General features: G+C 69.2%; 28 protein-coding genes. 6 read left to right on the forward strand and 22 right to left on the reverse strand.

The genetic code is table 11. The features are described from left to right. Nucleotides 1-236: 236 nt before the first annotated feature. Both purQ and purS read right to left on the reverse strand, forming a co-directional pair. Nucleotides 237-908, reverse strand: coding sequence for a phosphoribosylformylglycinamidine synthase I (gene purQ / locus HUG10_RS09365; RefSeq protein WP_179169324.1), 672 nt, complete (start codon nucleotides 906-908; stop codon nucleotides 237-239). Next, nucleotides 905-1,156 (reverse strand): phosphoribosylformylglycinamidine synthase subunit PurS, encoded by a 252-nt coding sequence (gene purS, locus HUG10_RS09370; RefSeq protein ID WP_179169325.1) that lies wholly within the window; start codon nucleotides 1,154-1,156, stop codon nucleotides 905-907. The genes purQ and purS overlap by 4 nt, the downstream gene beginning before the upstream one ends. A 156-nt stretch (nucleotides 1,157-1,312) precedes the next feature. On the opposite strand from purS, the gene HUG10_RS09375 reads away from it, so the two are divergent. Beyond that, on the forward strand, nucleotides 1,313-2,236 hold the full coding sequence (locus HUG10_RS09375) for a formyltetrahydrofolate deformylase (RefSeq protein ID WP_179169326.1): 924 nt from the start codon (nucleotides 1,313-1,315) through the stop codon (nucleotides 2,234-2,236). 70 nt (nucleotides 2,237-2,306) lie between these two features. Here the strand turns inward: HUG10_RS09375 and HUG10_RS09380 are convergent, their stop codons facing one another. The 5 genes from HUG10_RS09380 to HUG10_RS09400 all read right to left on the reverse strand — a co-directional run bounded on the left by HUG10_RS09380 (nucleotide 2,307) and on the right by HUG10_RS09400 (nucleotide 7,420). Continuing rightward, nucleotides 2,307-3,320 carry a phosphoribosylaminoimidazolesuccinocarboxamide synthase gene (locus tag HUG10_RS09380; protein ID WP_179169327.1) on the reverse strand — a complete coding sequence of 338 codons (1,014 nt, stop codon included), beginning with the start codon at nucleotides 3,318-3,320 and terminating at the stop codon, nucleotides 2,307-2,309. A 144-nt stretch (nucleotides 3,321-3,464) separates the two neighbouring features. Next, nucleotides 3,465-3,902, reverse strand: a complete 438-nt coding sequence (locus HUG10_RS09385) for a hypothetical protein (protein ID WP_179169328.1) — start codon at nucleotides 3,900-3,902, stop codon at nucleotides 3,465-3,467. Nucleotides 3,903-3,944: 42 nt separating this feature from the next. Next, the gene (locus HUG10_RS09390) at nucleotides 3,945-5,036 is read right to left on the reverse strand and encodes a DUF2891 domain-containing protein (protein ID WP_179169329.1); all 1,092 of its coding nucleotides are present in this window, start codon (nucleotides 5,034-5,036) and stop codon (nucleotides 3,945-3,947) included. Nucleotides 5,037-5,193: 157 nt separating this feature from the next. Next, nucleotides 5,194-5,883 carry a TIGR00266 family protein gene (locus tag HUG10_RS09395; protein ID WP_179169330.1) on the reverse strand — a complete coding sequence of 230 codons (690 nt, stop codon included), beginning with the start codon at nucleotides 5,881-5,883 and terminating at the stop codon, nucleotides 5,194-5,196. 142 nt (nucleotides 5,884-6,025) lie between these two features. Next, nucleotides 6,026-7,420 carry an FAD-binding oxidoreductase gene (locus HUG10_RS09400; RefSeq protein ID WP_179169331.1) on the reverse strand — a complete coding sequence of 465 codons (1,395 nt, stop codon included), beginning with the start codon at nucleotides 7,418-7,420 and terminating at the stop codon, nucleotides 6,026-6,028. A gap of 249 nt (nucleotides 7,421-7,669) precedes the next feature. Here HUG10_RS09400 and cofH point away from each other — a divergent pair, with 249 nt between their 5' ends. After that, nucleotides 7,670-9,151 (forward strand): 7,8-didemethyl-8-hydroxy-5-deazariboflavin synthase subunit CofH, encoded by a 1,482-nt coding sequence (cofH, locus tag HUG10_RS09405; protein ID WP_179169332.1) that lies wholly within the window; start codon nucleotides 7,670-7,672, stop codon nucleotides 9,149-9,151. A 297-nt stretch (nucleotides 9,152-9,448) separates the two neighbouring features. Here the strand turns inward: cofH and HUG10_RS09410 are convergent, their stop codons facing one another. From HUG10_RS09410 to HUG10_RS09420, 3 genes are read right to left on the reverse strand one after another with little or no spacing between them, the layout of a single operon-like run. Further along, nucleotides 9,449-9,832 carry a hypothetical protein gene (locus tag HUG10_RS09410; RefSeq protein WP_179169333.1) on the reverse strand — a complete coding sequence of 128 codons (384 nt, stop codon included), beginning with the start codon at nucleotides 9,830-9,832 and terminating at the stop codon, nucleotides 9,449-9,451. 20 nt (nucleotides 9,833-9,852) lie between these two features. Further along, complete coding sequence (locus HUG10_RS09415; protein WP_179169334.1) at nucleotides 9,853-10,017, reverse strand: hypothetical protein; 165 nt, start codon at nucleotides 10,015-10,017, stop codon at nucleotides 9,853-9,855. 3 nt (nucleotides 10,018-10,020) lie between these two features. Then, nucleotides 10,021-10,209 carry a hypothetical protein gene (locus HUG10_RS09420; RefSeq protein WP_179169335.1) on the reverse strand — a complete coding sequence of 63 codons (189 nt, stop codon included), beginning with the start codon at nucleotides 10,207-10,209 and terminating at the stop codon, nucleotides 10,021-10,023. Nucleotides 10,210-10,352: 143 nt separating this feature from the next. Between HUG10_RS09420 and HUG10_RS09425 the strand changes: the two genes are divergently transcribed. After that, a complete protein-coding gene (locus HUG10_RS09425; RefSeq protein WP_179169336.1) occupies nucleotides 10,353-10,757 on the forward strand; it encodes a hypothetical protein in 405 nt (134 codons plus the stop codon). 104 nt (nucleotides 10,758-10,861) lie between these two features. Here HUG10_RS09425 and HUG10_RS09430 read toward each other — a convergent pair whose 3' ends face one another. From HUG10_RS09430 to HUG10_RS09445, 4 genes are read right to left on the reverse strand one after another with little or no spacing between them, the layout of a single operon-like run. Then, the gene (locus HUG10_RS09430) at nucleotides 10,862-11,881 is read right to left on the reverse strand and encodes a cytochrome b/b6 domain-containing protein (RefSeq protein WP_179169337.1); all 1,020 of its coding nucleotides are present in this window, start codon (nucleotides 11,879-11,881) and stop codon (nucleotides 10,862-10,864) included. Beyond that, nucleotides 11,878-12,351 (reverse strand): hypothetical protein, encoded by a 474-nt coding sequence (locus HUG10_RS09435; protein WP_179169338.1) that lies wholly within the window; start codon nucleotides 12,349-12,351, stop codon nucleotides 11,878-11,880. The genes HUG10_RS09430 and HUG10_RS09435 overlap by 4 nt, the downstream gene beginning before the upstream one ends. Next, the gene (locus HUG10_RS09440) at nucleotides 12,348-13,028 is read right to left on the reverse strand and encodes a 4Fe-4S dicluster domain-containing protein (RefSeq protein WP_218780580.1); all 681 of its coding nucleotides are present in this window, start codon (nucleotides 13,026-13,028) and stop codon (nucleotides 12,348-12,350) included. Before HUG10_RS09440 ends, HUG10_RS09435 begins: the two co-directional genes overlap by 4 nt. Before the next feature lie 2 nt (nucleotides 13,029-13,030). Further along, a complete protein-coding gene (locus HUG10_RS09445; RefSeq protein ID WP_179169339.1) occupies nucleotides 13,031-16,315 on the reverse strand; it encodes a molybdopterin-dependent oxidoreductase in 3,285 nt (1,094 codons plus the stop codon). A gap of 209 nt (nucleotides 16,316-16,524) precedes the next feature. Here HUG10_RS09445 and HUG10_RS09450 point away from each other — a divergent pair, with 209 nt between their 5' ends. Beyond that, complete coding sequence (locus tag HUG10_RS09450) at nucleotides 16,525-18,642, forward strand: hydrogenase iron-sulfur subunit (protein WP_179169340.1); 2,118 nt, start codon at nucleotides 16,525-16,527, stop codon at nucleotides 18,640-18,642. Further along, the gene (locus HUG10_RS09455; protein ID WP_179169341.1) at nucleotides 18,639-19,277 is read left to right on the forward strand and encodes a TorD/DmsD family molecular chaperone; all 639 of its coding nucleotides are present in this window, start codon (nucleotides 18,639-18,641) and stop codon (nucleotides 19,275-19,277) included. The genes HUG10_RS09450 and HUG10_RS09455 overlap by 4 nt, the downstream gene beginning before the upstream one ends. Before the next feature lie 47 nt (nucleotides 19,278-19,324). Here HUG10_RS09455 and HUG10_RS09460 read toward each other — a convergent pair whose 3' ends face one another. The 3 genes from HUG10_RS09460 to HUG10_RS09470 are packed head-to-tail and all read right to left on the reverse strand — an operon-like array spanning nucleotide 19,325 to nucleotide 20,011. After that, nucleotides 19,325-19,576: a hypothetical protein gene (locus HUG10_RS09460; RefSeq protein ID WP_179169342.1), complete on the reverse strand. Its 252-nt coding sequence runs from the start codon at nucleotides 19,574-19,576 to the stop codon at nucleotides 19,325-19,327. After that, entirely contained in the window at nucleotides 19,569-19,859 is a 291-nt protein-coding gene (locus tag HUG10_RS09465; protein WP_218780581.1) for a hypothetical protein, read from the reverse strand. Before HUG10_RS09465 ends, HUG10_RS09460 begins: the two co-directional genes overlap by 8 nt. Continuing rightward, complete coding sequence (locus tag HUG10_RS09470) at nucleotides 19,856-20,011, reverse strand: hypothetical protein (protein ID WP_179169343.1); 156 nt, start codon at nucleotides 20,009-20,011, stop codon at nucleotides 19,856-19,858. The genes HUG10_RS09465 and HUG10_RS09470 overlap by 4 nt, the downstream gene beginning before the upstream one ends. Before the next feature lie 246 nt (nucleotides 20,012-20,257). On the opposite strand from HUG10_RS09470, the gene HUG10_RS09475 reads away from it, so the two are divergent. After that, nucleotides 20,258-21,469: a DUF7405 family protein gene (locus tag HUG10_RS09475; RefSeq protein WP_179169344.1), complete on the forward strand. Its 1,212-nt coding sequence runs from the start codon at nucleotides 20,258-20,260 to the stop codon at nucleotides 21,467-21,469. Nucleotides 21,470-21,551: 82 nt separating this feature from the next. Here the strand turns inward: HUG10_RS09475 and HUG10_RS09480 are convergent, their stop codons facing one another. The 5 genes from HUG10_RS09480 to HUG10_RS09500 form a co-directional block, all read right to left on the reverse strand. Continuing rightward, nucleotides 21,552-21,728 carry a hypothetical protein gene (locus HUG10_RS09480; protein WP_179169345.1) on the reverse strand — a complete coding sequence of 59 codons (177 nt, stop codon included), beginning with the start codon at nucleotides 21,726-21,728 and terminating at the stop codon, nucleotides 21,552-21,554. A gap of 95 nt (nucleotides 21,729-21,823) precedes the next feature. Further along, nucleotides 21,824-22,168 (reverse strand): hypothetical protein, encoded by a 345-nt coding sequence (locus HUG10_RS09485; protein ID WP_179169346.1) that lies wholly within the window; start codon nucleotides 22,166-22,168, stop codon nucleotides 21,824-21,826. Next, nucleotides 22,168-22,305, reverse strand: a complete 138-nt coding sequence (locus HUG10_RS09490; protein ID WP_179169347.1) for a hypothetical protein — start codon at nucleotides 22,303-22,305, stop codon at nucleotides 22,168-22,170. Before HUG10_RS09490 ends, HUG10_RS09485 begins: the two co-directional genes overlap by 1 nt. Before the next feature lie 28 nt (nucleotides 22,306-22,333). Next, nucleotides 22,334-22,603 carry a hypothetical protein gene (locus HUG10_RS09495; protein WP_179169348.1) on the reverse strand — a complete coding sequence of 90 codons (270 nt, stop codon included), beginning with the start codon at nucleotides 22,601-22,603 and terminating at the stop codon, nucleotides 22,334-22,336. A 123-nt stretch (nucleotides 22,604-22,726) separates the two neighbouring features. Next, nucleotides 22,727-23,488, reverse strand: a complete 762-nt coding sequence (locus HUG10_RS09500) for a DUF7124 domain-containing protein (RefSeq protein WP_179169349.1) — start codon at nucleotides 23,486-23,488, stop codon at nucleotides 22,727-22,729. Nucleotides 23,489-23,508 lie beyond the last annotated feature (20 nt).

Here is a 23,508-nt window from a genome sequence, read left to right on the forward strand (position 1 = left end):
CGCCCCGCTCGACCAGAACCGCCCTGCTGAGCGCTCACACCTCCGATAGCGGGCGACTAACCAAACAGTAGGTCCGCCTTTGTCCGGTCGAGACCCATCATGGAATCAGTCGAGTGCGTCCTCTGTCCGTCGGGGTGGATCGAGCTTCGGAACGCGGCGCGTCCGGGCCAGTGGATCGCGACCGACTCGCCGGTCGAGTGTCGGGAGTGACGCTGGCGCGGAACTAGTCGTGTCGCTCAGGCGAACGCCCGAAGTACGCCCTGCCCGTCCGTCCCGCCGACGTCCGGCAGCGTCGCCCGTTCGGGGTGGGGCATCATCACCGCGACAGTCTCGCGCGCGCCGAGCACGCCCGCCACGTTCCCCGTCGATCCGTTGGGGTTGGCCGCCTCGGTGACGTTCCCGTCCGCGTCGCAGTAGCGGAACAGCACCCTGTCCTCGTCGTTCAGCGCGGCCAGCCGCTCGTCGGCGATCTCGAAGCGCCCCTCGCCGTGCGCGATGGGCACCTCGATGACGGCACCCTCGTCGTACGCCTCCGTCCACGGCGTGTCCGCGCGCTCGACGCGGAGGTGGACCGCCTCGCACTGGAAGCGGGCCGAACGGTTCGTCGTGAACGCGCCCTCCGTGAGGCCCGCCTCGCAGCTGATCTGCGCGCCGTTGCAGACGCCGAGCACCGGCGTCCCCTCCTCGGCCAGCGCCCGGACCTCGTCCATCACCGGCGTCCGGGCGGCCATCGCGCCGGCCCGGAGGTAGTCGCCGTAGGAGAAGCCGCCGGGGATCACGACGCCGTCGGTATCCTCGGGGAGGCCGTCGGCGTGCCAGACGCGCTCGGCGTCGATGCCCAGGTGGGAGAGCGCGGCGACCGCGTCGCGGTCGCAGTTCGAGCCGCCGAACTGGACGACCGAGATCATCGCTCCACGACGTCGACGTCGTAGTCGTGGATGGTCGGGTTCGCGAGCAGTCGTTTCGCCATCTCGTCGGCCCGCTCGCGCGCCGCGTCGGCGTCCACGGCGTCGAGATCGACCTCGAAGCGGTCGGCCGAGCGGAGCGCCTCGACCTCGAACCCGAGGCGCTCGAGCGCCCCCTTCGTCGTCTCGGCCTCGGGATCGAGCACCCCGTGCTTCAGCCGCACGGTCACCGTGGCGGTGTAGGCGGTCATTGAGGGTACTGCGCGGTCGTGCCCAAAAACGGTTTTGGGTCGCGTCTGGTGTGCACGTTCGTGGAAGGTAACGGTCGCGGGAAGCGATAGAGGCATGACCGTGAGCGAGGAAGGCGTGTCCATGTCCCCTCCGGACGCGCAGGCGGTGAGCGACCGATGAGCGAGTTGACCGAGATCGTCGTCGTCGGAGACGACGACACGGGACTGGTCGCCCGCGTCACCTCCCTGCTGTTCGAGCGGGGGTGCAACATCGAGGACCTCGACCAGGCGGTCCGGGACGGCGTGTTCCGGATGCGTCTCCACGCCGACACGGCGGGGATGGTCTGCAAGCCCGACACGCTGCGCGAGGACCTCGAAGGGCTCGGCGACGACCTCGGCGTCGACGTGCGCGTCCGCTTCCCGGACGAGCGCGACGGCCGGTGCATCGGCCTGCTCGTCACGAAGGAGGAGCACGCGCCCCGGGCGGTGCTGGAGGCCTGCGCGGACGGCACGCTCGACGCCGACGTGGGGGTGATGGCCGGCAACCGGGACGCGCTCGAACCGCTGGCCGAGGAGTTCGGCGTCCCCTTCTTCGACGTCGGCGACGAGAACGGCTCGCACGACGAGTCGGAGCTGCTGGACCTGCTGGCCGAGCACGACGTGGACTGCATCGCGCTCGCCCGCTTCATGCGCATCCTCTCGCCCGAGGTCGTGTTCCGGTACGAGGGCCGCATCATCAACGTCCACCCGTCGCTGCTTCCGGCGTTCCCGGGCGCTGAGGCGTACCGCCAGGCGGTCGAGGGCGGCGCCCGCGTCGCGGGCGTGACGGCCCACTACGTGACGACCGACCTCGACCAGGGGCCGGTCGTCGCCCAGCGCGCGTTCTCGGTCCCCGCGCGCGCCGACGCCGCGGACCTGAAGGAGAGCGGCCAGCCGCTGGAGGCCGAGGCGCTCGTCGAGGCGCTACGCGCGCACCTCGACGACGCGCTGGTGATCCGTCGCGGGCGGACGCACCTTCGGGAGGGCGTGGATCCGGCGGAGTACGACCTGGGCGCCGTGGCCGCCCCCGAAGCGCCCGCGCCGGCGCCACCCGTCGAGTAGCGCGGTCGCTCGCGGACTCGACTACAGGTGCCGGCTCGACGTGATACCGATGTTCTCCCGACCGTTCCGACTACAGGCCCCGAACACGGTCGACCGCGTCCGCCAAGTCGGGCGCGTCGAACCAGTCCCGCCCGGTGTAGGCGTTCGCGCCGGCGGCGTACATGTCCGCGGCGGCCTCGACGACGTCGGCCGGGAGCTCGGGCGGTTCCACCTCGCAGAGCGGGCGCCAGTCGGCGACGCCCTCGCAGTCCGCCCGTGCCTTCGCCTCGCCGACTGCGTCGACCCACTCCGGATGCTCGCGCTTGTAGTACTGCCGGACGACCTCCTTGGACACCTCCTGGCCGTCGTAGGCGAAGCGGTTCTCGTCGAACGTGCCGACCACGTCGGCGATGCGGACCTCGCCGTCGGCGTACAGGCACTCGATCTTCCCGTCCTCGTGGACGAACCCCGTCCCGGCCGCTCGCTCGGTCAGGAGTTCGTTCACGCGCAGCGCGACCGCCTCCAAGTCGTCGACGTCGGCGGCGCCCGCGACGGCGTCCGCCTCCTCGCGCGTGAGGTAGCGGTCCTGCTCCTCGTACTTCGTGGAGAACTCGACGATCGGACCGGGTAGCGGGACCGCCTCGTCGGGCCACTCGTCGCGGTCGAGGGCGACGTCGCGCGGTTCGATGCGCTTCCGGAGGCTCGAGCCGACCGGCACTGTGTTGCGGAACACGATCTCGAGGGGGACGATGTAGTTCGAGCCGGCGTTCGCGTGGAAGGCGTCGTAGTCGTACGCGCCGTCGGCGAAGGGGAGGTCGGGGACGTTCACGAGGTCGATGGCGAGTTCCCGGGGCGGGCCCTCGGCCTCGGCCAGGGGCGTCGCGTCCGGCCCGACGCCGCGGTAGTGTGTCGGGACGCCCTCGTCCTCGAGCAATTCGAAGTTGAACGACCCCATCGTGCAGAGCGAGGCGCCCTTGCCCGGGATCTCGTCGGGCATCTTCCCCCAGTCGAAGACGGAGTAGTCGTCGGTGAAGACGAAACTGCCGACGCCGGGGGCCGCGTCGGTGGGCGCGCGCTCGACGCGGAACTCCTTGACGCTCGTCATGGGTGGGAGGGCGGGCGCGGGCCGTATGAATCTTTCATTTCCGTGCCCATCGATGTCGTCGTCCCGCCCTAGTTGTGCACGTTCGTGGATTGGATCGGGGCACACCACCGACCTAAACCCGGACCGTCGACCCGAAGGGCCCGCCTACAGCCGACCGCTGCCGACGTACACGAGTCCCAGGCTCCCGACGAGGAGTACGACCCCCGCGACGGTTTCGGGGAGTCGCAGTACGTCCTCGCCGACGAATCCGACCAGTACGAGCGCGAGCGCGACGGCGGCGGGGAGCGGGTGTGCGGCCAGTTGCTGACCGAACACCCTGACCGACCAGTAGCCCGTCTCCAGCATCGACGCGACGGCGACCCCGAGCGGCCGGTTCCCGTCCGGGCTCCCGACCGGTTCGAACCCGGCGAGGTCCTCTCGGGCGATCGCGTGAAGCTCGCCGGTGTGGACCCGTCGACCGTCGGCCGCGCCGACGCGGAGGGCCGTGACGCCGTTCCCGTCGGTGCCCACGACCCGGTACGTGCCGTCCGGGTAGTCGGCGTCGGTCGGCCGGAGGTGGTCGTCGACGGACGGCGAAGTCATTCGTGAACCGATACGTCACCTCACTGCCGTAAAGCTTGGGCATCAATCCGACCGGGTTCGCGCCGGCGCGATGCCGCCCTCGTTCCTCGTCAGGAGGTACAGCACGAACGAGGAGAGCCAGTGCGATCCGGCGTAGTCGTCGGTGAACGCCCCGGCAAGGCCGCGCTCGGCGTGCCGCTCCGCGCTCCGTTCGAACGGCTCGGCGTACCGGTGACCGTCGAGCGCGGAGGCGAGTCCCGCCAGACACCACGCCTTCGAGACGTTCAGACCGACCAGGTGGAGCGCGACTCCCTCGTCCGAGTCGGCGTCCACGCGGACTGGTTCGAGGATCGCGTCGTGCGGGGACGAGGTGACGTCCGGGAGGAACTCGTCGAGCCACGTCGCGAACTCCTCCCGGCCGTACACGCGCCGCATGAGGTCCGCCTCAGTCAGCGACGGGGAGAGGAAATCCCAGCCGAGCGGTTCGTACGCGACGGGGTAGTCGCGGTCCTCGGCGAAGAACTCCAACGCCGTCTCCACGACGGCGGACTCAAGCGAGTCGTCGGACACCGTCCTCGCGTAGTCGAGGACGCAGTGCAGGGCGAACGCCGTGTTCCCGTGGGTCCCGACCCTGAACGGGCGCTCCTGGGACAGGAACTCGGTCTCGACGAGGCTCACGATCGCCCGTTCCAGCGGTTCGAGGATCGACCTCCACTCGTTCGCCCGCTCGTCGTCCCACAGGGACAGCTCAGAGGCGAGGTGGAGGAACCACGCCCACCCGTACGGCTTCTCGAACGACTCGTTCCCCTCGAGGTACGCGACCTCCCGGTCGACGTTCTCGGGGGTGAGCCGGGCGTCGATACTCCCGACGATCTCCGACTCCGCCGGGTGGTCGTCGAACAGTCGAAGCTGACGGACGAGCGCCCAGTGGCTGTGGACCGAGGAGTGCCAGTCGAAACAGCCGTAGAACACCGGGTGCTGCTCCTTCGGTCGCTCGACCCCGTCCGGGGAGTCGACGAAACCGACGAAGTGGGGGAACTCGGTCTCGATCGAATCGAGCGGGTAGCGCGAGAGGGTCTCCGCGACGTCCGCCCGGAGCCGGTCGGCCTCGCCCGACAGAACCGTGTCCGTCTCGATGTCAGCGAGTGTATCCATTCGGGCGGACCGTTCGCGCCCTCCGTAATGAATCGGGTGGTGGTGTGTGACCGGGGGACGCGGCCGTGGGTCGGGCCTGTGTAATCCGGCTCCACCGGCACTCCGGAAACCGGCTTCACGTACGGATAAACACCATCCTACGCCACCGACGCGCAGTTCAGGTTGTCGATCCTTGGGGGGTTTGCGTGGGAAGCTTTGGGACGAGCCAGGCCAGGAACGAGTCCTGGCTGCGCGTCTGGAGCCAGATTCGTCCCTCGCCGGTGAACTCGGCGACCAGCCCCTCGCCGCTGAGCAGCGTCGATTTCAGTCCGCCCATCCGCCTGACGGTGAAGTCGGCGGTGTCCTCGAAGGCGACGATGTGGCCTGTATCGATGGTGTACGTCTCGTCGGGTGCGAGGTCGATCTCCCGGATAGCGCCATAGCTGGACATGAACAGCGGCCCGCTCCCCTCGATCCTGAGCAGGAACAGTCCCTCGCTCCCGAAGAACGTTCTGGCACCCCCGAACTCGGTGTCGACGTCGAGTGCCGGGTCGGAGGCGATGTACGACCCCGACTGCACGTAGACGGTGTCCCCGTCGAGCTCGTGGTGGACGACGTCCCCCGGTAGCGGTGGCGCGAACGTGACCGACCCCGGCTTGCTGGCGGTGAAAGTGTTCTGGAAGACGCTTTCGCCCCCGAACAGCCCCCGACGGATCGACTTCAGGAACCCCCCGGTGGCGTTCGTCTCCATCTCGATGCCCTCGCTGTAGCTCACCATCGCCCCCGACTCCGCGAGGACCTGTTCTCCCTCCTCCAGGGACACCTCGGCCATCGCGAACGACGGACGGTGCGTGATCTCGTGTTCCACGGAGGTAACTACGCGGTGCGGCAGAAATAAGGGTGCGCGGGAACCGGGGAGCGGTCCCTCGGAGGTGCGACGAATCGTCGCCGGCGATCTCGACGGATCAGGAATGCACGTTCACGGGCGTCGTTCGTCCGGAAATACGGGGCTACTCCTCGGGCAGCACCTTCCCCGGGTTGAGGGTGCCGTTCGGATCGAGCGCGTCCTTGATCGACCGCATCACGTCGACCGCGGCGCCGTGCTCGCGCCGGAGGTACTGCTGCTTGCCGACGCCGATCCCGTGCTCGCCCGTGACGGTGCCGTCGAGTTCGAGAGCCCGGTCGACGAGTTCGGCGTACGCGCGCTCGGCGCGATCGACCGCGTCCGGGTCTTCGTGGTCGTAGACGGCGAAGTAGTGGAGGTTGCCGTCGCCGGCGTGGCCGAACGCGGGGATGAACAGGTCGTACTCGTCGGCGACCTCCTTCACGTCGCGGATCATCGCCGGGTAGTTCGAGATGGGGACGGTGACGTCGCCGGGGTGTCCCATCGACGCGCCGGGGAGCCACTCGTCGGCGGCGTACGTGATGTCCTTCCGGGCGGTCCAGAGCTCGTCCATCTCGTCGCCCTCGCCCACCTCGAACGACTCCACGTCGTGTGCCGCGAACACCGCCTCGCAGAACGCGATCTCCTCCTCGACGCCGTGGTCGGCGTGGAACTCGACGAACGCCATCGGTCGCTCGGGCAGTTCGGTCCCCGAGTAGTTGTTCACGAGCGCGGCCGAGTCGGCGTCCATCAGCTCGATCTTCGCGACGTCGACGCCGGAGGTCACCGCGTCGCGGACCGCGGCGGTCGCGTCGTCGAGCGTCGGGAAGACGGCGCGGCCCCCGCGGATCTGCTGGGGGATGCCCGCCAGTCCGAGCGTCGCCCGCGTCACCACGCCGAGGGTCCCCTCCGAGCCGACCAAGAGGGCGGTGAGGTTGTAGCCGCTGGAGGTCTTTGCCGCCCTGGTCCCGGTCTCGACGACGGTCCCGTCGGCCATGACGACCTCCAGTTTCCGGACCCAGTCGCCGACCTCGCCGTACTTCACGGTGCCCATGCCGGACGCGTCGGTGGCGATCATGCCGCCGATCGTGGAGATGGCGCCCGAGGAGGGGAGCGGCGGGAACGTGAGGCCGTGGCGGGCGACGCGCTCGTTCAGGTCCGTCCCGATGACGCCCGGCTCGACGTCGACCGTGAGGTCGTCCGGGCGGACCTCCAGGACGCTGTCCATCCGCGTCAGGTCGAGGCTGATACCGCCGTCGATCGGGGTGACGTGCGACTCGAGGCTCGTTCCGGCCGCGTAGGGCGTCACCGGGACGCCGCGTTCGTCGGCCGCCGCGAGCACCGTCGACACGTCCGCCGTCGATTCCGGGAACACCACCGCGTCGGGCGGCACCTCCTCGTCGGGCGCCGTGGCGTACCCGCCGGCGTGGGTGCCCCGGTCGGACTCGCCGCGGGACACCTCGCCGTCGAGGTCGAGGTCCGCGAGGAACCCGACGTCGCGTTCGGTCGCTCCGTGGCTCATGTGTACAAGGGACACGTGGACGAACAAGAGGTCACCGGTCCCCGAGGTCGCGGCGGACTCCTTCGGTGTCGCGTTCGGCCGTTCCGTTCGGAAGTCGGGTTCGGGAGTCCTGTTTTGGAAGTCGCGTTCGGGAATCCTGTTCGACGAGCGCTCGACGGTCGGTCCGTTCGTGGTGACGAGCGGGCCCGCGTCGGCAACTGGCGTCGGGTACCGCCCCGCTTTTACTCCCCGGTCGTGATGCTGCTAGCAATGACCACCCCGTCGGCGGCCGACCTCGACCCCGACGACCTCGGCTTCGACCACGTCCCCGAGACCGACCAGTCGTTCGAGAACGCGCTGGCGAAGGCGCGCGACGGCGAGCGCCTGACGGTCGACGACGCGGTCGAACTGCTGACGACCGGCACGGACCGCGACGGGATCGACCGCGAGCGGAAGGAGGCGGTACTGGAGGCGGCGGACCGCCGGCGCGCCGAGACGGTCGGCGACGAGGTGACGTTCGTCGCGAACCTCAACAACAACGTCACGACGGCGTGCAACACGGGCTGTCTGTTCTGCAACTTCAAGGACACCGCCCACCAGTTCGAGGCCGACCGCGACGGCGGAGAGGGGCCGTCGCGGCGCACCGACCACGGGGGCGATCGCGAGGGTGAGGGAGGGCCGTCGCGACCAACTGGCCACGGCGGGTTCACCCAAACGCCGGCGGAATCGAGGGAGGCGGTCCGCGCCGGCGTCGAGCGCGGCATCTACGAGGTGACGTCCGTCTCGGGACTCCACCCCGCGTTCGCGCTGAACGACGAGCACCACGAGATCCTTCAGGGGTTCGAGAACCCAGCCCGCGAGGTGAACTACAAGCCGCCCGAGCGGTACGTCACCGACCCCGGCACGTACGTCGAGCAGATGGAGGCGATGAGCGTCGGCGGGGTCCACCTCCACTCGATGACGCCCGAGGAGGCGTACCACGCCCGCCGCGGCACCGACTGGAGCTACGAGGCGGTGTACGCCGAACTCCGGGACGCGGGGCTCGACTCCGCGCCCGGCACCGCCGCGGAGATCCTCGTGGACGAGGTCCGGGACGTGATCTGCCCCGGGAAGATCGATACGCAGGGGTGGCTGGAGGCGATGGAGGGGGCCGTCGACGCCGGCCTCGACGTGACCTCGACGATGATGTACGGCCACGTCGAGAACGAGATGCACCGCGCGATGCACCTGGAGCGCATCCGGGCCCTCCAGGACCGGACCGGCGGCATCACCGAGTTCGTCCCGCTGTCGTTCGTCCACGAGCGCACGCCGCTGTTCGAGCACGGCGTCGTCTCCGGCGGCGCGAGCGACGACGAGGACGAACTCCTCATCGCGGTCGCCCGCCTGTTCCTCGACAACGTCGACAACGTCCAGACCTCGTGGGTGAAGTACGGCGACGAGAAGGCACTGAAGACGCTCTCGTGCGGGGCGAACGACTTCATGGGCACCATCCTCTCGGAGGAGATCACCAAGCGAGCGGGCGGGCAGTTCGGCGAGTTCCGCAGTTTCGACGACTACGTCGAGATGATCTCGTCAATCGGCCGCACCCCCGTCGAGCGTTCGACCGACTACCGGACGACCCGCGAGATCGACCCGGCGGAGGGCGGCCCCTTCGGCCCGACGCTCGGCCCGGAGGCCGACGGGACGCCGCTGCTCACCCCGGAGGAACGCGCGGATCGAGGCGGCGACTCCACGGCGGTGGCCGACGACTGAACCGCGACGACCGCGACCATCCGTCGGCGACGACCGACCAACTGACGAAGGCGGAAACACGCGTCAGTTGAATCCGACGCTCGGCCCGACCGACCAGGGGTGGGACTGAAAGGGGCCGGCATCTCGACGAAGGCGGACGACGTAAGCACCGCAGCCGAGGAAGCGAACGGAGTGAGCGACCGAGGCGAGGAGCGCAGCGAGGCCCCCGAGTCGAGATGCCGGGGGCTTTCACGGGGTTCTCGTTGCGGGTCTCGGAATCCGCCCTCCGGACGAACCAGCACCAGTGCAGTACGATTACTACCCGAACCGAATCCCGTCGTCGACCATCCGGAAGTTCCGCTCCCTGTCGATGCGCTCTGCCAGCCACTCGACCTCGTACACCTGCGCGGCCAGTTCCGCACAGAGGTTCCGCCAGGCGATCGCGTAGATCGGCGACTGGCCCCAGGCGCGGAGCTCCGGGACGAAGTCGTCGTACGTCTCCATCCGGTCCTCCAGGTGTTCGAGCAGGTCGACCGCCGCCCCCGCGGCCTCCCCCTCGTCGGCGGCGGCCTCGAAGGCGGACTCCAGGGCCGCCTCGTAGCCGGCGACCGCGCGGTGCATGTCCTGTCGGGCGCCGTCGTCCTCGTCCGGGAGCGACTCGAGCACGCCGCGGGGCACGCCGAGGTCGATCGTCTCGTCCATACGGTCCGGTTCGGCGCCGGTCACAAAAGTTCGCCGTCGAGGAACGCGCGGTGGTCGGCCGCACACGGCCGGCACAGGAGCACCCGCAGGTCGCCCTGCGGGTCGAGCACGTCCACGGCGCCGTACTCCTCGCCCGGCCGGATCGTCCCGCCGCAGCGGACGCACTCGTGTGGACGCCGGAGCACGCCCTACGCTCCGAACTGGAGCAGCGTCACGACGAGCGCGACGACGAACAGCAGGACCCCGGCGCCGGTGAGCCCGAGCCGCGTCGTGGCGGCGTCACCCGTCTCCCGGGCCGCGTAGACGACGCCGGCCATGCCGGCGACGGCGGCCAGGAGGACGACGATGCTGTACGCGATGTTGAGAGCTCCTGCCATGCTAGTGAGTACACGGCAGGGAGTGTTAAACTTCGGTGGCGATTGCTGGCTGGCGCGGGCCCGCCCCCAGCGGAGTCCAGTTCTTTCGGCCGCGTCGGAGAACCGACCGAACGTATTTCCGGGGGCGTCACCGACTCGCACTCATGCGAATGGAACTTCGGGTCTGCAAGCAGTGCTACGAGGGCGAGCACGGCAACCCCGACAAGACGGCGGTCACGCGGGACATGGTCGCGTGCGCCGAGACGGCCCGCGAGTACAAGGACCTCATCGGGCTCGACTCAATCTACATCACGAAGGTCGGGGAGGGCGACGCAGGCGGCGCGGAGGCGCTCCCCGTCATCGTCGCCTCCATCTCCGGCAACGAGATTCAGCTGTCCGACACCCAGCTCGTGATGGAGGACGACGACGGCAACATGCTCGTGTACCCCGAGCCGGCGGACATCCTCGAGGTACTCACGCGGAACGTCCAGCAGGCGAACACCCACACGAACAACGACGTGAGCGTGGAGCTCAGTGAGGAGAGCCTCGCGCTCGGCGTCGGCCAGTAGTCGAGAACCCCCGAAGTCGGTTCGCATCGCCTCCCTTCTCGCGGTCTGGTCGGGGACCGTTCGGCGGTTCGGCCCGACGGCCTCGCCGCCTCCCCGACTGGCCGCTACCGCTCGGTCTCGCTTCGCCCGCCGTCGGTCGCCGTGGTCGGCGGCTCCTCGGCCTCCGACTCCAGCTGGCGCTCCCAGCGGACGCGGAGGAGGTTCCCGTACATCTGCAGCACGAGCCCGAGGAACAGCACGAAGATGCCCGCGTTGATGCCGACCGCGAGCAGGGTGTTCGTCGGGCCGCCGCCGATCACGAGTTCGCGCGGCACCGGGTAGCCCTCGTCGAAGACGCTCGCGAGCAGCACGGAGACGATGCCGATCACCGTCAGCGCGCCGACGACGGTCGAGGCGGTGTTCCACGACGGTGCGAGTTCGAGCCGTTCGATGCCCGTCCCGCCGTCCCCGTCGCCCTCCTCGTCGTGGTACTCGGGAATCATCGAGCGCGGGATGAACGCCTTCACCTCGACGGGGTAGAAGGCGGGGTGGAACCCGTGCTCGAAGATGTGGAACATCACGCCCATCAGCATGATGACCCCGAGCAGCCCGTGGAAGGTGACGAACGCCATCGCGGCGGTCTTGCTCGCCAGCATCCCCATAACGCCCGTCTTGGTCCAGATGAGCACGCCGGAGAGGGACAGCAGCGCCAGCTCCACCGAGAAGATGAACACGACGCCCTTCCCGATGTAGGTGAGCAGGGGGATCTCGTCGGCGGTACCGCCGGCGAACTGGCGGGCGTTCGGGTGCCGCTCGTCCGCGCTCCCGAGCAGGAACTTCACGTCCTGGACCATCGCCTCGATATCACCCCGAGTCGGGAGGACCTCCCGGAAGTTCCCCCTCCCGGTTCCGGTCGTGACCATCATGAGCATCCAGAAGACGATGAGCGCGAGCAGCCCCGCGCCGGCGATCCGATGGACCGCCGCGACGCCGGTGGAGCCGCCCATCAACCCGACGAGCCACCACAGCTCGTCGTTGAACATCATGCTGTAGCCCGAGAAGAACAGGACGAACACGTCCAGCGCGAGCAGCGTGTGGAACGTGGTCGTCATGCGGGTGAACTTCCCGTGGTCGAGCTGGGTCATCGCTCACCCCCGCCGCCAGGGGCGGTGTCGTCTCCGGGTCCGTCCCTGCCGGTCCGGCCGTGCCGGTCGTCCGCGTCGCCGGCGACGCTACCGCCGTCGGCCGCGACCGTCTCGTCGGACTCCCGCGTCGCGCCGGGGGGCCGCATCCGGGCGGCGAGCCGGCGGAACGCTCCCCAGTGGAGGAACACCATGAACAGGATGAACACGCCCATGATGACGTCGGCCGCGTGGGTGATCGCGATGGCGAAGTCGAGCCAGACGATCTGGTTCCCGCTCGTCCAGTCGGCGCCGACGCCTGCGTTCGCCCCCGAGACGGCCGGGTCGATGCGGAAGATCGTCTCGTAGAACGGGCCGAACCCGCTCGCCCACCAGAGGACGACGAGCGTCACCGCGATCGCGATGACCGCGTTCACCGCGATGGCGACGCTGCTGTACCCGCTCGTCTCCGGCAGGTGCTTGCGGTAGCTCATCTCTCGAACTCCCCGGCGTCGTCGCCGAACACGATCTCCATCGCCCGGTCGTTGAAGAACGGGTCGGTGCCGCGCTTGTCGAGTTCGTCGGCGATCTCCGTCGCGTCGCCCACCAGGAGCGCGTCGGTCGCACACTCCTCGGCGCAGGCTGGCCCCTTGCCGACGTCCTGGCGCTCCTCGCACATCGTACACTTGTCCATCGTGCCGCCGGTCCCGAACAGCGACGCCGCCCCCTCGTCCTCGGCGGGGAACTGCGGCGCGCCGAACGGGCAGGCCGACAGGCAGTACTGGCAGCCGACGCAGAGGTCGTCGCGGACCTCGACGAAGCCGTTCTCCTTCTTCACGAGCGAGTCCACCGGACACACCGACACGCACGGCGCGTTCTCGCAGTGGTAACACTGCATCGGGATGGACGTCTCGCCCGGACTCGCGTTCGCCTGGCCGAGCGCCCCCGGGCTGTTCCCGTTGAACTCCATGGGGTCGGCCGGCTGTCCCTCCAGCATCGTCGAAATGCTGATGCGCTGTTCGTCGTGGGGCACGTCCCACGTGCGCTTGCACGCGACGACGCACCCGCCGCAGTCGATGCAGGCCTCGACGTCGGGGAAGATGCGAGCACCCTCTCCGGTACTCATCACCCCCTGACCCATGACCTGGTCGCTGGATTCGTTGGTTGCCATTGTTATTGCACCGTGGAACTACCGGAGTACTTCCGACGGACGTCGAAGTCCTTCTGCTGGCCGATACCGTTCCGGTCCTGCGGGAACTCGTAGTTGGAGATGTCGACGACCTCGTCTGCGAGGCCGCCCTCGCCGACCGGCTTCATCGACAGCTCGTCGACGACGTCCTGGGTGGCCTTCTGGACGCGGACCATCGCCGCCTTCGTCTCCTGCATCTGGGTCTCCACGTCGTACCCACGCGAGGTGATGATGTTCACCGAGTCGCCGATGGCGTGGGGAACCAGCCCGTCGGGGTACTTCTCCTCGAGCGACCGGCCGCGGAGCAGACCGCCCCAGTGGAACGGCAGGAACGTCTCCTGGGGGTTCGGCCGGTGGGTGACCCGCGCCTTCACGAGCACCGACCCCCGGTCGGTCGTCGAGACGACGACGAGGTCGCCGCCCACGACGTCGAGTTCCTCGGCCATCTCCGGGTGGATCTCGGCGTACATGTGCGGCTGGAGGTCGGCCGTGTAGATGTTCGAGCGCGTCTCCGCGCCGCCTCCCTGGTGTTCGACCTGGCGTCCGGTCGTCATGATCGTCCAGCGCTTGTCGTTCCCGTCCGCTCCGAGGCCCTTGTCGACGAGGCTCTGCATCGCCCGCTGCTGGACCGCCGCGTTGTTCTGGTTCAGGCGGTAGAAGTTGGTCTGTTCGCCGTTGGCCGGCCAGTCCTGGACGAGGTCCGGCCGCGGGCTCTCGATCGGTTCGCGGTGGACGGGCGTCGTATCGATGAAGTTCCAGGTGACCGCCCGCGCCCGCCCGCGCCCCGTCGGCGCGTCCGGTTGCTTGTAGTCGTACTGCTGGTAGAACTCCTCGTCGAAGCCGGAGTCGTACCGCTGGTTCATCGCGACGGCCGTGTCGTACACCGACTTGTCCGCGCGGAGCGCGTACTCGTACGGGATCGTGAGCGCGTCCGGGTTCGTCGGGTCCTCCGGCAGCGTCGTCGAGAAGCCGGGGTACTGCGGAACCCCGCGTATCGGTCCTTGACCGTTCCACCAGTCGGGGTTGTACGGGGCCCTGAGCAGGTTCATGCCCTCCTGACCCTGCTCGTCGAACGTCTTCTGCATCGGGTACTCCTTGCCGGAGGTGTCCATCTGCTCCCACTGGGACGGGTTCGGCGCCTCGATGCCCCAGCGGGCGCGGAAGTCCTGCCCGCCCTCGCGCGGGTCGAGGTCGTCGTTCCAGATGATGGGCGTCCCCGGGTGACCCTCTCCCCAGCAGGGCCACGGGAGCATCCAGTACTCGCCGTCGACCGGCGAGCCCGGCAAATCGGCTTTCAGGTCCTCCTTCGAGAACGCGTGGTCGTACTCGAGGTGTTGCTGGAGGCGCTCTGGGTCCTGACAGTAGCCGATCGTCCGGACACCGAGGTTCACCTCGCGGAGACACTGCTCGTACGTCGTCTTCCCGTTGTACAGCTCCGAGCCCGATCCCCAGTCGAAGTGGTCGCCGAAGCCGAGGCTGTCGGCCAGTTCCTGCATGATCTGCAGGTCCGGCTTCGAGTTGTGGCTCGGCGGACGAACCGGCTCGGACCACTGGACGGCGCGGTGGGAGTTCGTCAGCGACCGCGGGTGCTCGTACTGGCTCGACGCCGGGAGCAGGATGAGTTCCGTGTCGTCCAGGTCGGGGAGCACCGAGGCGACCGACGGGAACACGTCGACGACGACGATGAGGTCGAGGTTCTCCATCGCCTCCTTCATCTTCTCCATCTCGGAGATGGAGTTCACCGAGTGTCCCCAGATGAACGCCGCCTTCAGCCGGTTCGGCTGGTACAGCGGCGTCTTGTTCAGCCGCCGCTCCTGCGGGAGCGCGGCCTCGAACCACCGCGCGACGCTGAGCCCGATCTGGAACATCATCGAGCGCGGACTCGGGCGCTCGCTGTCGGCCGCATCCCCGCTATCGCTGTAGTCGACGTACGCCCCCGCCTGATCGTACAGGTCCTGCGGGAGCTCCCCGTACTGCTGGTACAGGTCGTCGAACGTGACCGACCCGGACGTGAACGGGCTCTTGTCCCACACGTCCGCCCAGTACTCCCAGGAGCCGGGCGAGGACACCGAGTAGTAGCCGGGCAGGATGTGGCTCGCGACCGCGAGGTCGGTCGCCCCCTGGACGTTCGCGTGCCCGCGCATCACCTGGAGGCCGCCGCCCGAGCGCGCCGCGCTCCCGGACGCCAGCGAGGTGAGCGCGTACGAGCGGATGTTCTGGGTCCCGTTGTTGTGCTGGGTCCCGCCCATCGCCCACTCGATCTGTATCTGGGGCTTGTTCTCGATGATGAGGTCGCCCAGTTCCCGGAGCTCCTCCACCGACAGCCAGGTGATGTCCGACACCGTCTCCAGGTCGTACTGCTCGAGGTCGTCCTCGACGTCGGGCCAGCCCTGGACCCGGTTCCCCAGCATGTCATCGTCCAGTTCTCCCTGGTCACGGAGGTACCGGATGAGCCCCATCATCAGGGCGACGTCCGTCCCCGGTCGGAGCCGGTAGAAGTAGTCGGCGTGGGCCGCCGTCTTCGTGTACCGCGGGTCCACGACGACGATGGTCCCGCCGCGTTTCTGCCCCTCGAGGATGTGCTGCATCGCGATGGGATGGGCCTCGGCGGGGTTCTGCCCGATTATCAGGTCCATGTTGAAGTTCCGATAATCGTTGATGGTGTTCGTCATCGCCCCGTATCCCCACGTGTTCGCGAGGCCCGCGACCGTCGTCGAGTGACAGATACGCGCCTGGTGGTCGCAGTTGTTCGTCCCGTAGAACGACGCGAGCTTCCGGAACGCGTACGCCTCCTCGTTGGAGTGGTGCGCGCTCCCGAGCCACATCGTGCCGTCGGCGCCCACCTCCTCCTTGATGCGGAGGAGCTCGTCCGAGATGGTGCTGTACGCCCGATCCCACGAGATCTTCGTCCAGCCGTCCCCGGTCTTCCGGAGCGGGTGTTTCAGCCGCTTCTCGGAGTGTTCGCTGCCGTAGATCGCTGCGCCCTTCGAGCAGAGCGAGCCGTTGTTCACCGGGTGTTCCTCCCACGATTCCTGCCCGACGAACGCGTTGCCGCGCCGCTCGCCGTGGAATCCGCAACCCACCGCACAGAAGTTGCAGATGGTCTTCGTGAGCTCCGTGTGGTCCGTGTCGGAGCCGTCGGTCTCACCTTCGTCCTGCGCGAGCGCTTGCCCGGCGCCGCCGCCGCCGAGCGCCACCGCCCCCGCCAGCGCGCTCGCCTTCAGGAACGACCGCCTGTCCAGGTCGAGTGATGCTGGTTCCGTGCTCATTGGTCCATGGTAGCATTCGCCGCTGTTCGTCTGCTAACACGAAACATACCCCTCCGAATCCTCATTAATCTTCGGCACGGTAGGACCGAACTAATTAGGCCGACCTAACGTTCCGGCCGGCGTACCTCCGGTTATTCCAGCCGAACCGAGGACTCGGTTTTCCTCGATCGGCGTAAGGTATATTCGCGTGTCGCCGCTTCACAGACGCGATGAACGTCGGGGCATTCGTCTGTTCGTGCGGCGGCACCTGCGACGTGGACCTCGAGGCGGTCCGCGACGGGGTCCGCGACGTGGAGGTGGTCGCGTCCTCGGAGACGCTGTGCCGGGACGCGCTTCCCGCCGTCGACGGGCTCATCGACGAGTACGAGCTCGACCAGCTCGTCGTCGGCGCGTGCGACGACGGCTGCCGGGCGCGCTTCGACGACCTCGTCGCCGAGAAGGGGTTGCATCCCGACGCGGCCGCGTTCGTCGACCACCGGGAGGAGGCGGGCTGGGTCCACTCCGAACCCGAGGCGACCGACAAGACGGCCCGCCTGGTCAACGCCCGACGGACCGGCCTCGAGTACGAGGCGCCGACGCGCTCCGTGTCGCGGGAGGCCGGCGAGTCGGTGGTGGTAGTCGGCGACGCGGGGACGGCCGCCGCGCTCGCCGACACCGCGGACGTCACCCTCGTCGCGGACGGGGCCGAGTACGCCGACGTCGACGCGGACCTCTCGGACGTGGAGATCGAACGGGGCCGGTTCGTCGACGTCGAGGGCGCCTTCGGGGAGTTCGAGGTCACGCTCGTGGCCCGCGTCACCGAGGACTGCATCTCCTGCATGAAGTGCGTCCGGGAGGGCCCGGACGGCATGGTGACGCGCCGTCCGGTGGACGTCCACCCCGACGCGCCCGACGGCGGGTGGACCGACTGCTGTCCGACCGACGCCATCGACCTCTCCGGGGTCGAGCGCAGTATCGATGCCGACCAGGTGATCCACCCCGCCGGGACGGACTCGGCCAGGGGGGGCCGCGTCGGCTACTACACCGGCCCCGTCGACGGGGCCACGATCGCGGCCGTGGAGTCCCTGCTCGGCGGCGTCGAGAAGCCGCGGTTCCTCGACCTGGAGATGGACGTCTGTGCGGCCGGCGAGTCGAGCCAGCAGGGGTGTACCGCCTGCGTCGACGCCTGCCCGCACGGCGCGGTCGACCGACCCGCCGTGGACGAGGTCGAGTTCGACCTCGTCGCGTGTCAGAACTGCGGGGCGTGCACGTCCTCGTGTCCGACCGGCGCGACCAAACTCGCCGAACCGTCGAACGAACGGCTCGCCCGCGAGGTCGAGGCGCTCCTGGACGCGGAGACCGACGAGGGCGGCTGGCTGTTCGACCGCGGTGGCGACGGGATCGAGACGCCCGTCGTCGCGTTCGTCTGCTCGGAGTCGGCCGCCGAGGCGCTCCGGGCGTACGGCCGCCGGGCCGCCTCCGGGGAGGAGTTCTCCTACGCGCCCATCCTCCCCGTCCGCGTGAACTGCACGGACACGGTGGGGGAGGCGCACGCGATGCACGCGCTCGCGGCCGGCGCCGACGGCGTCGCGGTCGTCGGCTGCGGCGACGCGTGTCTCCACTCCGGCCCTGACCCGAAGGCGGAACTCGTCGAGCGACTGAACCGTGCCACGACCGACCTCGGACTCGGGGAGCGCCTCGCCTTCCTCGCGCCGGACCCGGGCGACCCGGACGGCTTCGCGGCCGAACTCGACGCGTTCGTCTCGGGGCTCGACGCGACCCCGATTCCGGAGGGCGAGCACCGCTCGACCGGCGTGATTCGGGCCGACAAGCCCAACCCCGAGTTCAACAGCCACGACTGGACGCTGGAGTCGGTTCGGCGCATCGTCGAGTTCGCCAAACCGGAGCGCGAGGTGATCCGCGGGCTGAAGGACTTCGGCCTGATGGACGTGACCGACGCGTGCAACCTCACGCCGACGTGCTCGACGCTGTGTCCGACGGACGCCATCCGGCGGACCGACGACGGCGACCTCCAGTTCGCCCACGAGGACTGCGTCAACTGCGGGCTCTGCGAGGAGGGCTGCCCCGAGACGGCCATCACGATGTCGACGGGGCTCGACCTCGGCCGGCTCCCGGAGGCGCGCGACGGCGAGCGCTGGGAGACGGTGTACGAGGGCGAGATGCTGGAGTGCGCCCTGTGTGGCAAACCGTTCACCAGCGCGGCGTCGGCAGAGCACATCCGGGAACAGGTGGGCGACCTCGTCGAGGGCGTCGCCCCCGGTGCCGAGCACAGCATCTTCGAGTACTGCGGCGACTGCCGTGCGGAACTCGTCTTCGAACACTCATGAGCACCGACGACACCCAACTCGCGATATACGACGCCCGCATCGAACTCGCCGACTTCCTCATCGAGGTGTTCCACGACACGCCGTCCGTGGCGTTCGTCGAGCGCCTCGGCTCCGGCGAGGTCGTGACGCCGACCGACCCGGTCAACGACCCGCTCGACAGGGGGTTCGAACGCATCCGAACGTTCGTGGACGGGATCGAGGGACGCGACCCCGAGACTGTCCGGGAGGAACTGGCGGCCGAGTACAGTCGGATGTTCGTCGGCCCGCGCCCGCCGGTCCTGCTCCACGAGACGTACTACCGGGACGACACGGACTTCATCGGGGAGGGGCTCGCGCAGGTGGAGGCGAGCTACTCGGCCGCGGGCTGGACCCCGCCCGAGGAGTACGGCGAGGAGAACGACTTCCTGGCGGTCGAGCTGGCGTTCCTGCGCCACCTCATCGGGCGTCAGCGCGAGGGCGCCGAGGAGACGTTCGGCTACGAGCGTGTGTTCCTCGACGAGCACCTGCTGACGTGGGGAGACGACGCCGCGGCGGACGTCGAGGCGGAGGCCGACTCGGATCTGTACCTGGCCGCCGCCGACGTGCTCCTCGGGTTCTGCGAGTTCGAGGACGAACTGGTCGCACAGCTGGTCTGAGTTCGGATCGATGACGTTCGAAGCCGGCGGTCACGAGGTCGGTTCGTTCACGCGCCCCGTTCCCCATCACCAGCGACCCACACGAGCAGGAACCCCGCCACCAGCGAGCACCCGGCGAACGCGAGCACCAGCGGCGTCCCCACAGCCATCGCCTGCTCCATCAGGAAGTACGTCCCCCACGTCTGCACCGACTCGGCGCCGACCGCGACGACCGCGACAGCGGTGACCGAGAGCACTAGCCCCAGCAACGACAGCGCGGCGAAGCCTCGGGCGAACGAAGCGACGCTGGGGCTACGCATCGAACAACCCCCGGACGATCAGCGACGTCACCACCAGCGGTACGAGCAGCGCCGTCAGGGCCCCGATGAAGATCCCCATGTAGCTGATCGTCGATTCGAGGTGGATCGCCCAGTGCCAGGTGCCCTTCACCTCCGCGATGACCGCGACCGTGCCGACCGCGAGCACCGACAGGCCGACGAGCGTCGCCAGGACGAACTCCGCCGCCCGGAGGTAGTACAGCGCCCGGCGCCGGGTCCGGTCAGGCGAGTCCGACCCGATCGCCGGGGCGGTTTCGTTGCTCATCGCTCCTCACCCCCGGTGGGGAGGCCGGCGACGTACGACCGGTAGGCGTCGTAGGCCGCGATGGCGAGCGCCACCGTCCCCGCGACGATGAGCGCGAGTGCGGGACCGAGGGCCAGCGGCAGGTCCGAGAGGACGTGCAGCGGGACGGCCATTCATGGAGTGCAAGTCTCGCGTGACCAAAGGGATTGCGCCCGCAGGAGTCGGGTAGCTGACGCGACCCGCCGTGGCCCCCGGCCAACCCGACTCACCGCCCAGATCGGGCCGGCAGGTCTACCCGAACCAGCAGTTCCACCCGAACCAGAGCGTCCACTTGAACCGGGACGTCCACTCGAACCACCGGTCCCACTCGAACCGTTCGGCGAACCCCTTTTTGCCGCGTACGTCCAGGGTACGAAGTGATGCCGTCGAGACGGAGCCTGCTCGGGAGGCTGTCCGCAGCGGTGGGGGTAGCCGCCGCGGGCTGTGCGGGGCTCCGGCCGCCGCCGGGGCTTGACCTGCCGGCGAACCCCCACGACGTCCCGCGTCGCCAGTTCGCCCAGCGGGCGCACCTCCGGGAGGACGCGGACGGGAACCCCCTCGGGACGCGGTTCCGCCGGGTGCTCCTCCTCGACCTCCAGCGGGAGCCATCGGCCGAGGCCGGACGGACGGTCGAGCGGGCGCTCCGGACGCTGGAAGACGCGTACGACTGGTCGCCGGACGGGCTGTTCCACCTCCTCGCGTGGGGGACGAACTACCTCGACGACCACGGCGTGCTGAACCGCGTGCCAACCGACCACCCGACCGTCCTCTCCCGGGTCGACACGCCCGAACTCCTGCGGTTCGACGCAGCGCTGGTGCTCGAATCCGACGTGCCCTCCCACCTCACGGCGGCCGAGAGCGCGCTTTTCGGCGACCGCGCGGAGCTGAACGGCGTCGCCGTGGACCACCGGCTCTTGGACACCTTCGCCCGGCGCGAACGCCGGACGGGCTTCATCGGCGAAGGGCTCCCTGCTGCTCACGCCGACGCGGAGGGCGTCCCCGCCGACGCGATCCCCGAGGACGCGCCGATGTTCACCGGCTTCCAGTCCGGCCGCGAAAAGACGCAGGCGAGCGAGGACCGCGTGACCATCGACGACGGTCCGCTCGAAGGGGGGACGACGATGCACCTCAGCCACCTGACGCTGAACCTGAAGCGGTGGTACGCCTTCTCCGAGGCCAGCCGAGTGAAGCGGATGTTCGACCCGGAGACGACGCCCGACGACGAGGCCGGGTTCACGGACGACGTGCCGTTCGCGGACAGGGTCGAGGAACACGCGAGCGAACACGGCATGGTCGGTCACCACGAGAAGGTCGCCCGGGTGCGACGGGACGGCGAGCCGTTGCTCCTGCGTCGCGATTTCAACACCGTAGACGGCGGTCACCCGGGCGTCCACTTCCTCGCCTTCCAGCGGGCCGGGAAGGACTTCCGGCGGACGCGGAAGTCGATGAACGGCTGGTACCTGCGGGACGACTCGCCGGACATCACCGACAGCGAGAACAACGGCATCCTCGACGTGATCAGGGTCCGCTCGCGGGCGAACTTCGTCGTCCCGCCGCGGGAGAAACGCGCCTTCCCGCTCACCGTGACGTAGCGACGCTCACCGACGGAGCCGAACAGTGGATCCGCCGGACGAAGACGTCGCTCGCGACGCGGCGACGCCCGGACGCGCCGAGTTACTCCTCCGCGTCGGCGTCCGCGTCGTCCGCGACGTCGTCCAGGTCGAGATCGACGACGCCGTCGACCTCGCCGGGATTCAGCTGGTGAGGGCCGCTATCGTGGTCCCAGACGTCGTGTCCGCCGTATCGCTGCCCGACGCCCTTCGGTCGCCAGCCGGTGTCCTGGTTCGTCATGTGTGAACAGACCGCGTCCGACCCCTTAGACTTTCCCCCGGCAGCGCCCGAAACTCCGTCACGGACGGCTCCCCACGGGCGTCCGTCGTGACCGCCTACTCGGGCGGCGCGTTCGACGGCCGCTGGGTGTCCCCCTCGAGGAACACCGACGCGAACAGGTCCACGTGGAGCGCGAGCAGCTTCTCGGGGGGAAGGCCCGCGGCGTCGGACTGCTCGGCGAGGAACGCGTCGAGGTCGTCGCTCGGTGCGAACCGAACCCGTTCGCCGTCTTCCTCCAGTTCGAAGGTCACCTCCGTGGCGCCCGAGATGAGGTGCTCGATCTCCAGGAGGGCCTGCTCGACTTTCACCTCCAGCGCCTCCTCGTCCTCCATCAGACGCTGGTCCGCCCACTCGCCCGCGGCCGCCGCCAGCCGGTCGCTCACGGGGAACGAGATGGCCATCAGAACGACACCCCTTCACCCTCGAACGCGGGTTCCCAGCGGGTGAGCGCGTCACAGACGGGGCACTCACGCTCCACGGCTCCCTCGGCGTGGCCGACGCGGGTCAACTGTCCACACTCCGTGCACTCGTACTGCATTGGGTCGATGTGAACGACGCGACGCGTTTCAGCGTTCCTCCTCGGGCACCCAGGGCTCCGGGCCGGGTTCGGACTCCTCGAGTTCGCCGAGGAGGACGAACAGCATGATGATGACCCCGAGCATGACTGCGAGGCCGACGAGCCCCGAGATGGCGGTACGACCGACGAACTCGGAAGCGGTCCACACGGAGTCCATGCTGTTGAACGTGCGGGTCGCGATGACGACGAACCACGCGCCGATCGCCACGACCATGGCGGTCAGCGGCGGACTCGTTCGGACTGCGTCACGAATTCCCATGCTAACGTCTGACGCGGGAGACGTGAAAAATCTACCCCAGGGGCCGTCGGGGAATCGGCCCGCTCTCCGGCCGAGCGTCGGCCGTCGACGCCGTGCCGGTCCACTCTACGTCGGGCTGGAGACTCACTCCTCCGAGAGCGACCAACCGGCGTCAGCGGCCGCGTCGGCCAGCGGGACGAACTCCCAGCCGGCGGCCTCTGCCCAGGCCCGTTCGCCCGCCGACTCGACGCCGACGAGCACCATCCGCTCCGCGTAGAACATCGAGTGCTCGTCAATCTCCGCGAGCCGCTCCCCGGGGCCGGTCCCGGTGCCGTTGAAGAAGTCGAGGTCGAGCCGGTTGTCCCGCTGGTACTTGTTGATGCGGTGGGCGTCTACGTCGCCGACGATGCCGACCCAGTCGGTCCACGTCTCGGCGTCCGCGAGGGCGGCGTGGAGGTTCTCCAGCCGTCGGATGGCCTCGTACGAGATGGCCATCGTCATCTCGTCTGCCCCGCCGCCGTGGGGACCCGAGGCCTCGGGCTGCTGCTGTGTCTCCTCCTCGCGTTCGTCCGCCGGGACGCCCCCCGCGCCGCCCGACTCCATCGGGATACCGACCGGCTTGTCGTCGTTCGCGTACGGCACTCTCGGTGTCGCGGTGTCGGTGGAGGGGCCGGTGTCGACCGAACCCGCGTCCGCACCTCCGTCAGCGTTCCGGTCGGTACCGTCGGCCGGGTCCGAGGACTGCTCGGCCGAGGTCGCCCAGTCGTCGGTGGACGAGGACGCCGACGCCGACTCGACCCAGTCGTCGTCGCCGTCGTTCCGCCAGAACCAGTCGCCCCGGTTCGGCGTCTCCTCCTCGTTCTCGGTTGGCGCGTCCAGTTCGTCGAGGTCGATTCGGTCGGTCATGGTCGTTCGGGCATCAGTCG

The organism is Halorarum halophilum (genome assembly GCF_013401515.1).
GTDB lineage: Archaea > Halobacteriota > Halobacteria > Halobacteriales > Haloferacaceae > Halorarum > Halorarum halophilum.

Bases quoted from the DNA above. Each gene is read 5' to 3' on its own strand.
- purQ (WP_179169324.1), bottom strand. From the start codon at position 908: ATGATCTCGGTCGTCCAGTTCGGCGGCTCGAACTGCGACCGCGACGCG.
- purS (WP_179169325.1), bottom strand. From the start codon at position 1,156: ATGACCGCCTACACCGCCACGGTGACCGTGCGGCTGAAGCACGGGGTG.
- HUG10_RS09375 (WP_179169326.1), top strand. From the start codon at position 1,313: ATGAGCGAGTTGACCGAGATCGTCGTCGTCGGAGACGACGACACGGGA.
- HUG10_RS09380 (WP_179169327.1), bottom strand. From the start codon at position 3,320: ATGACGAGCGTCAAGGAGTTCCGCGTCGAGCGCGCGCCCACCGACGCG.
- HUG10_RS09385 (WP_179169328.1), bottom strand. From the start codon at position 3,902: ATGACTTCGCCGTCCGTCGACGACCACCTCCGGCCGACCGACGCCGAC.
- HUG10_RS09390 (WP_179169329.1), bottom strand. From the start codon at position 5,036: ATGGATACACTCGCTGACATCGAGACGGACACGGTTCTGTCGGGCGAG.
- HUG10_RS09400 (WP_179169331.1), bottom strand. From the start codon at position 7,420: ATGAGCCACGGAGCGACCGAACGCGACGTCGGGTTCCTCGCGGACCTC.
- cofH (WP_179169332.1), top strand. From the start codon at position 7,670: ATGACCACCCCGTCGGCGGCCGACCTCGACCCCGACGACCTCGGCTTC.
- HUG10_RS09410 (WP_179169333.1), bottom strand. From the start codon at position 9,832: ATGGACGAGACGATCGACCTCGGCGTGCCCCGCGGCGTGCTCGAGTCG.
- HUG10_RS09420 (WP_179169335.1), bottom strand. From the start codon at position 10,209: ATGGCAGGAGCTCTCAACATCGCGTACAGCATCGTCGTCCTCCTGGCC.
- HUG10_RS09425 (WP_179169336.1), top strand. From the start codon at position 10,353: ATGCGAATGGAACTTCGGGTCTGCAAGCAGTGCTACGAGGGCGAGCAC.
- HUG10_RS09430 (WP_179169337.1), bottom strand. From the start codon at position 11,881: ATGACCCAGCTCGACCACGGGAAGTTCACCCGCATGACGACCACGTTC.
- HUG10_RS09435 (WP_179169338.1), bottom strand. From the start codon at position 12,351: ATGAGCTACCGCAAGCACCTGCCGGAGACGAGCGGGTACAGCAGCGTC.
- HUG10_RS09440 (WP_218780580.1), bottom strand. From the start codon at position 13,028: ATGGCAACCAACGAATCCAGCGACCAGGTCATGGGTCAGGGGGTGATG.
- HUG10_RS09445 (WP_179169339.1), bottom strand. From the start codon at position 16,315: ATGAGCACGGAACCAGCATCACTCGACCTGGACAGGCGGTCGTTCCTG.
- HUG10_RS09450 (WP_179169340.1), top strand. From the start codon at position 16,525: ATGAACGTCGGGGCATTCGTCTGTTCGTGCGGCGGCACCTGCGACGTG.
- HUG10_RS09455 (WP_179169341.1), top strand. From the start codon at position 18,639: ATGAGCACCGACGACACCCAACTCGCGATATACGACGCCCGCATCGAA.
- HUG10_RS09460 (WP_179169342.1), bottom strand. From the start codon at position 19,576: ATGCGTAGCCCCAGCGTCGCTTCGTTCGCCCGAGGCTTCGCCGCGCTG.
- HUG10_RS09465 (WP_218780581.1), bottom strand. From the start codon at position 19,859: ATGAGCAACGAAACCGCCCCGGCGATCGGGTCGGACTCGCCTGACCGG.
- HUG10_RS09470 (WP_179169343.1), bottom strand. From the start codon at position 20,011: ATGGCCGTCCCGCTGCACGTCCTCTCGGACCTGCCGCTGGCCCTCGGT.
- HUG10_RS09475 (WP_179169344.1), top strand. From the start codon at position 20,258: ATGCCGTCGAGACGGAGCCTGCTCGGGAGGCTGTCCGCAGCGGTGGGG.
- HUG10_RS09480 (WP_179169345.1), bottom strand. From the start codon at position 21,728: ATGACGAACCAGGACACCGGCTGGCGACCGAAGGGCGTCGGGCAGCGA.
- HUG10_RS09485 (WP_179169346.1), bottom strand. From the start codon at position 22,168: ATGGCCATCTCGTTCCCCGTGAGCGACCGGCTGGCGGCGGCCGCGGGC.
- HUG10_RS09490 (WP_179169347.1), bottom strand. From the start codon at position 22,305: ATGCAGTACGAGTGCACGGAGTGTGGACAGTTGACCCGCGTCGGCCAC.
- HUG10_RS09495 (WP_179169348.1), bottom strand. From the start codon at position 22,603: ATGGGAATTCGTGACGCAGTCCGAACGAGTCCGCCGCTGACCGCCATG.
- HUG10_RS09500 (WP_179169349.1), bottom strand. From the start codon at position 23,488: ATGACCGACCGAATCGACCTCGACGAACTGGACGCGCCAACCGAGAAC.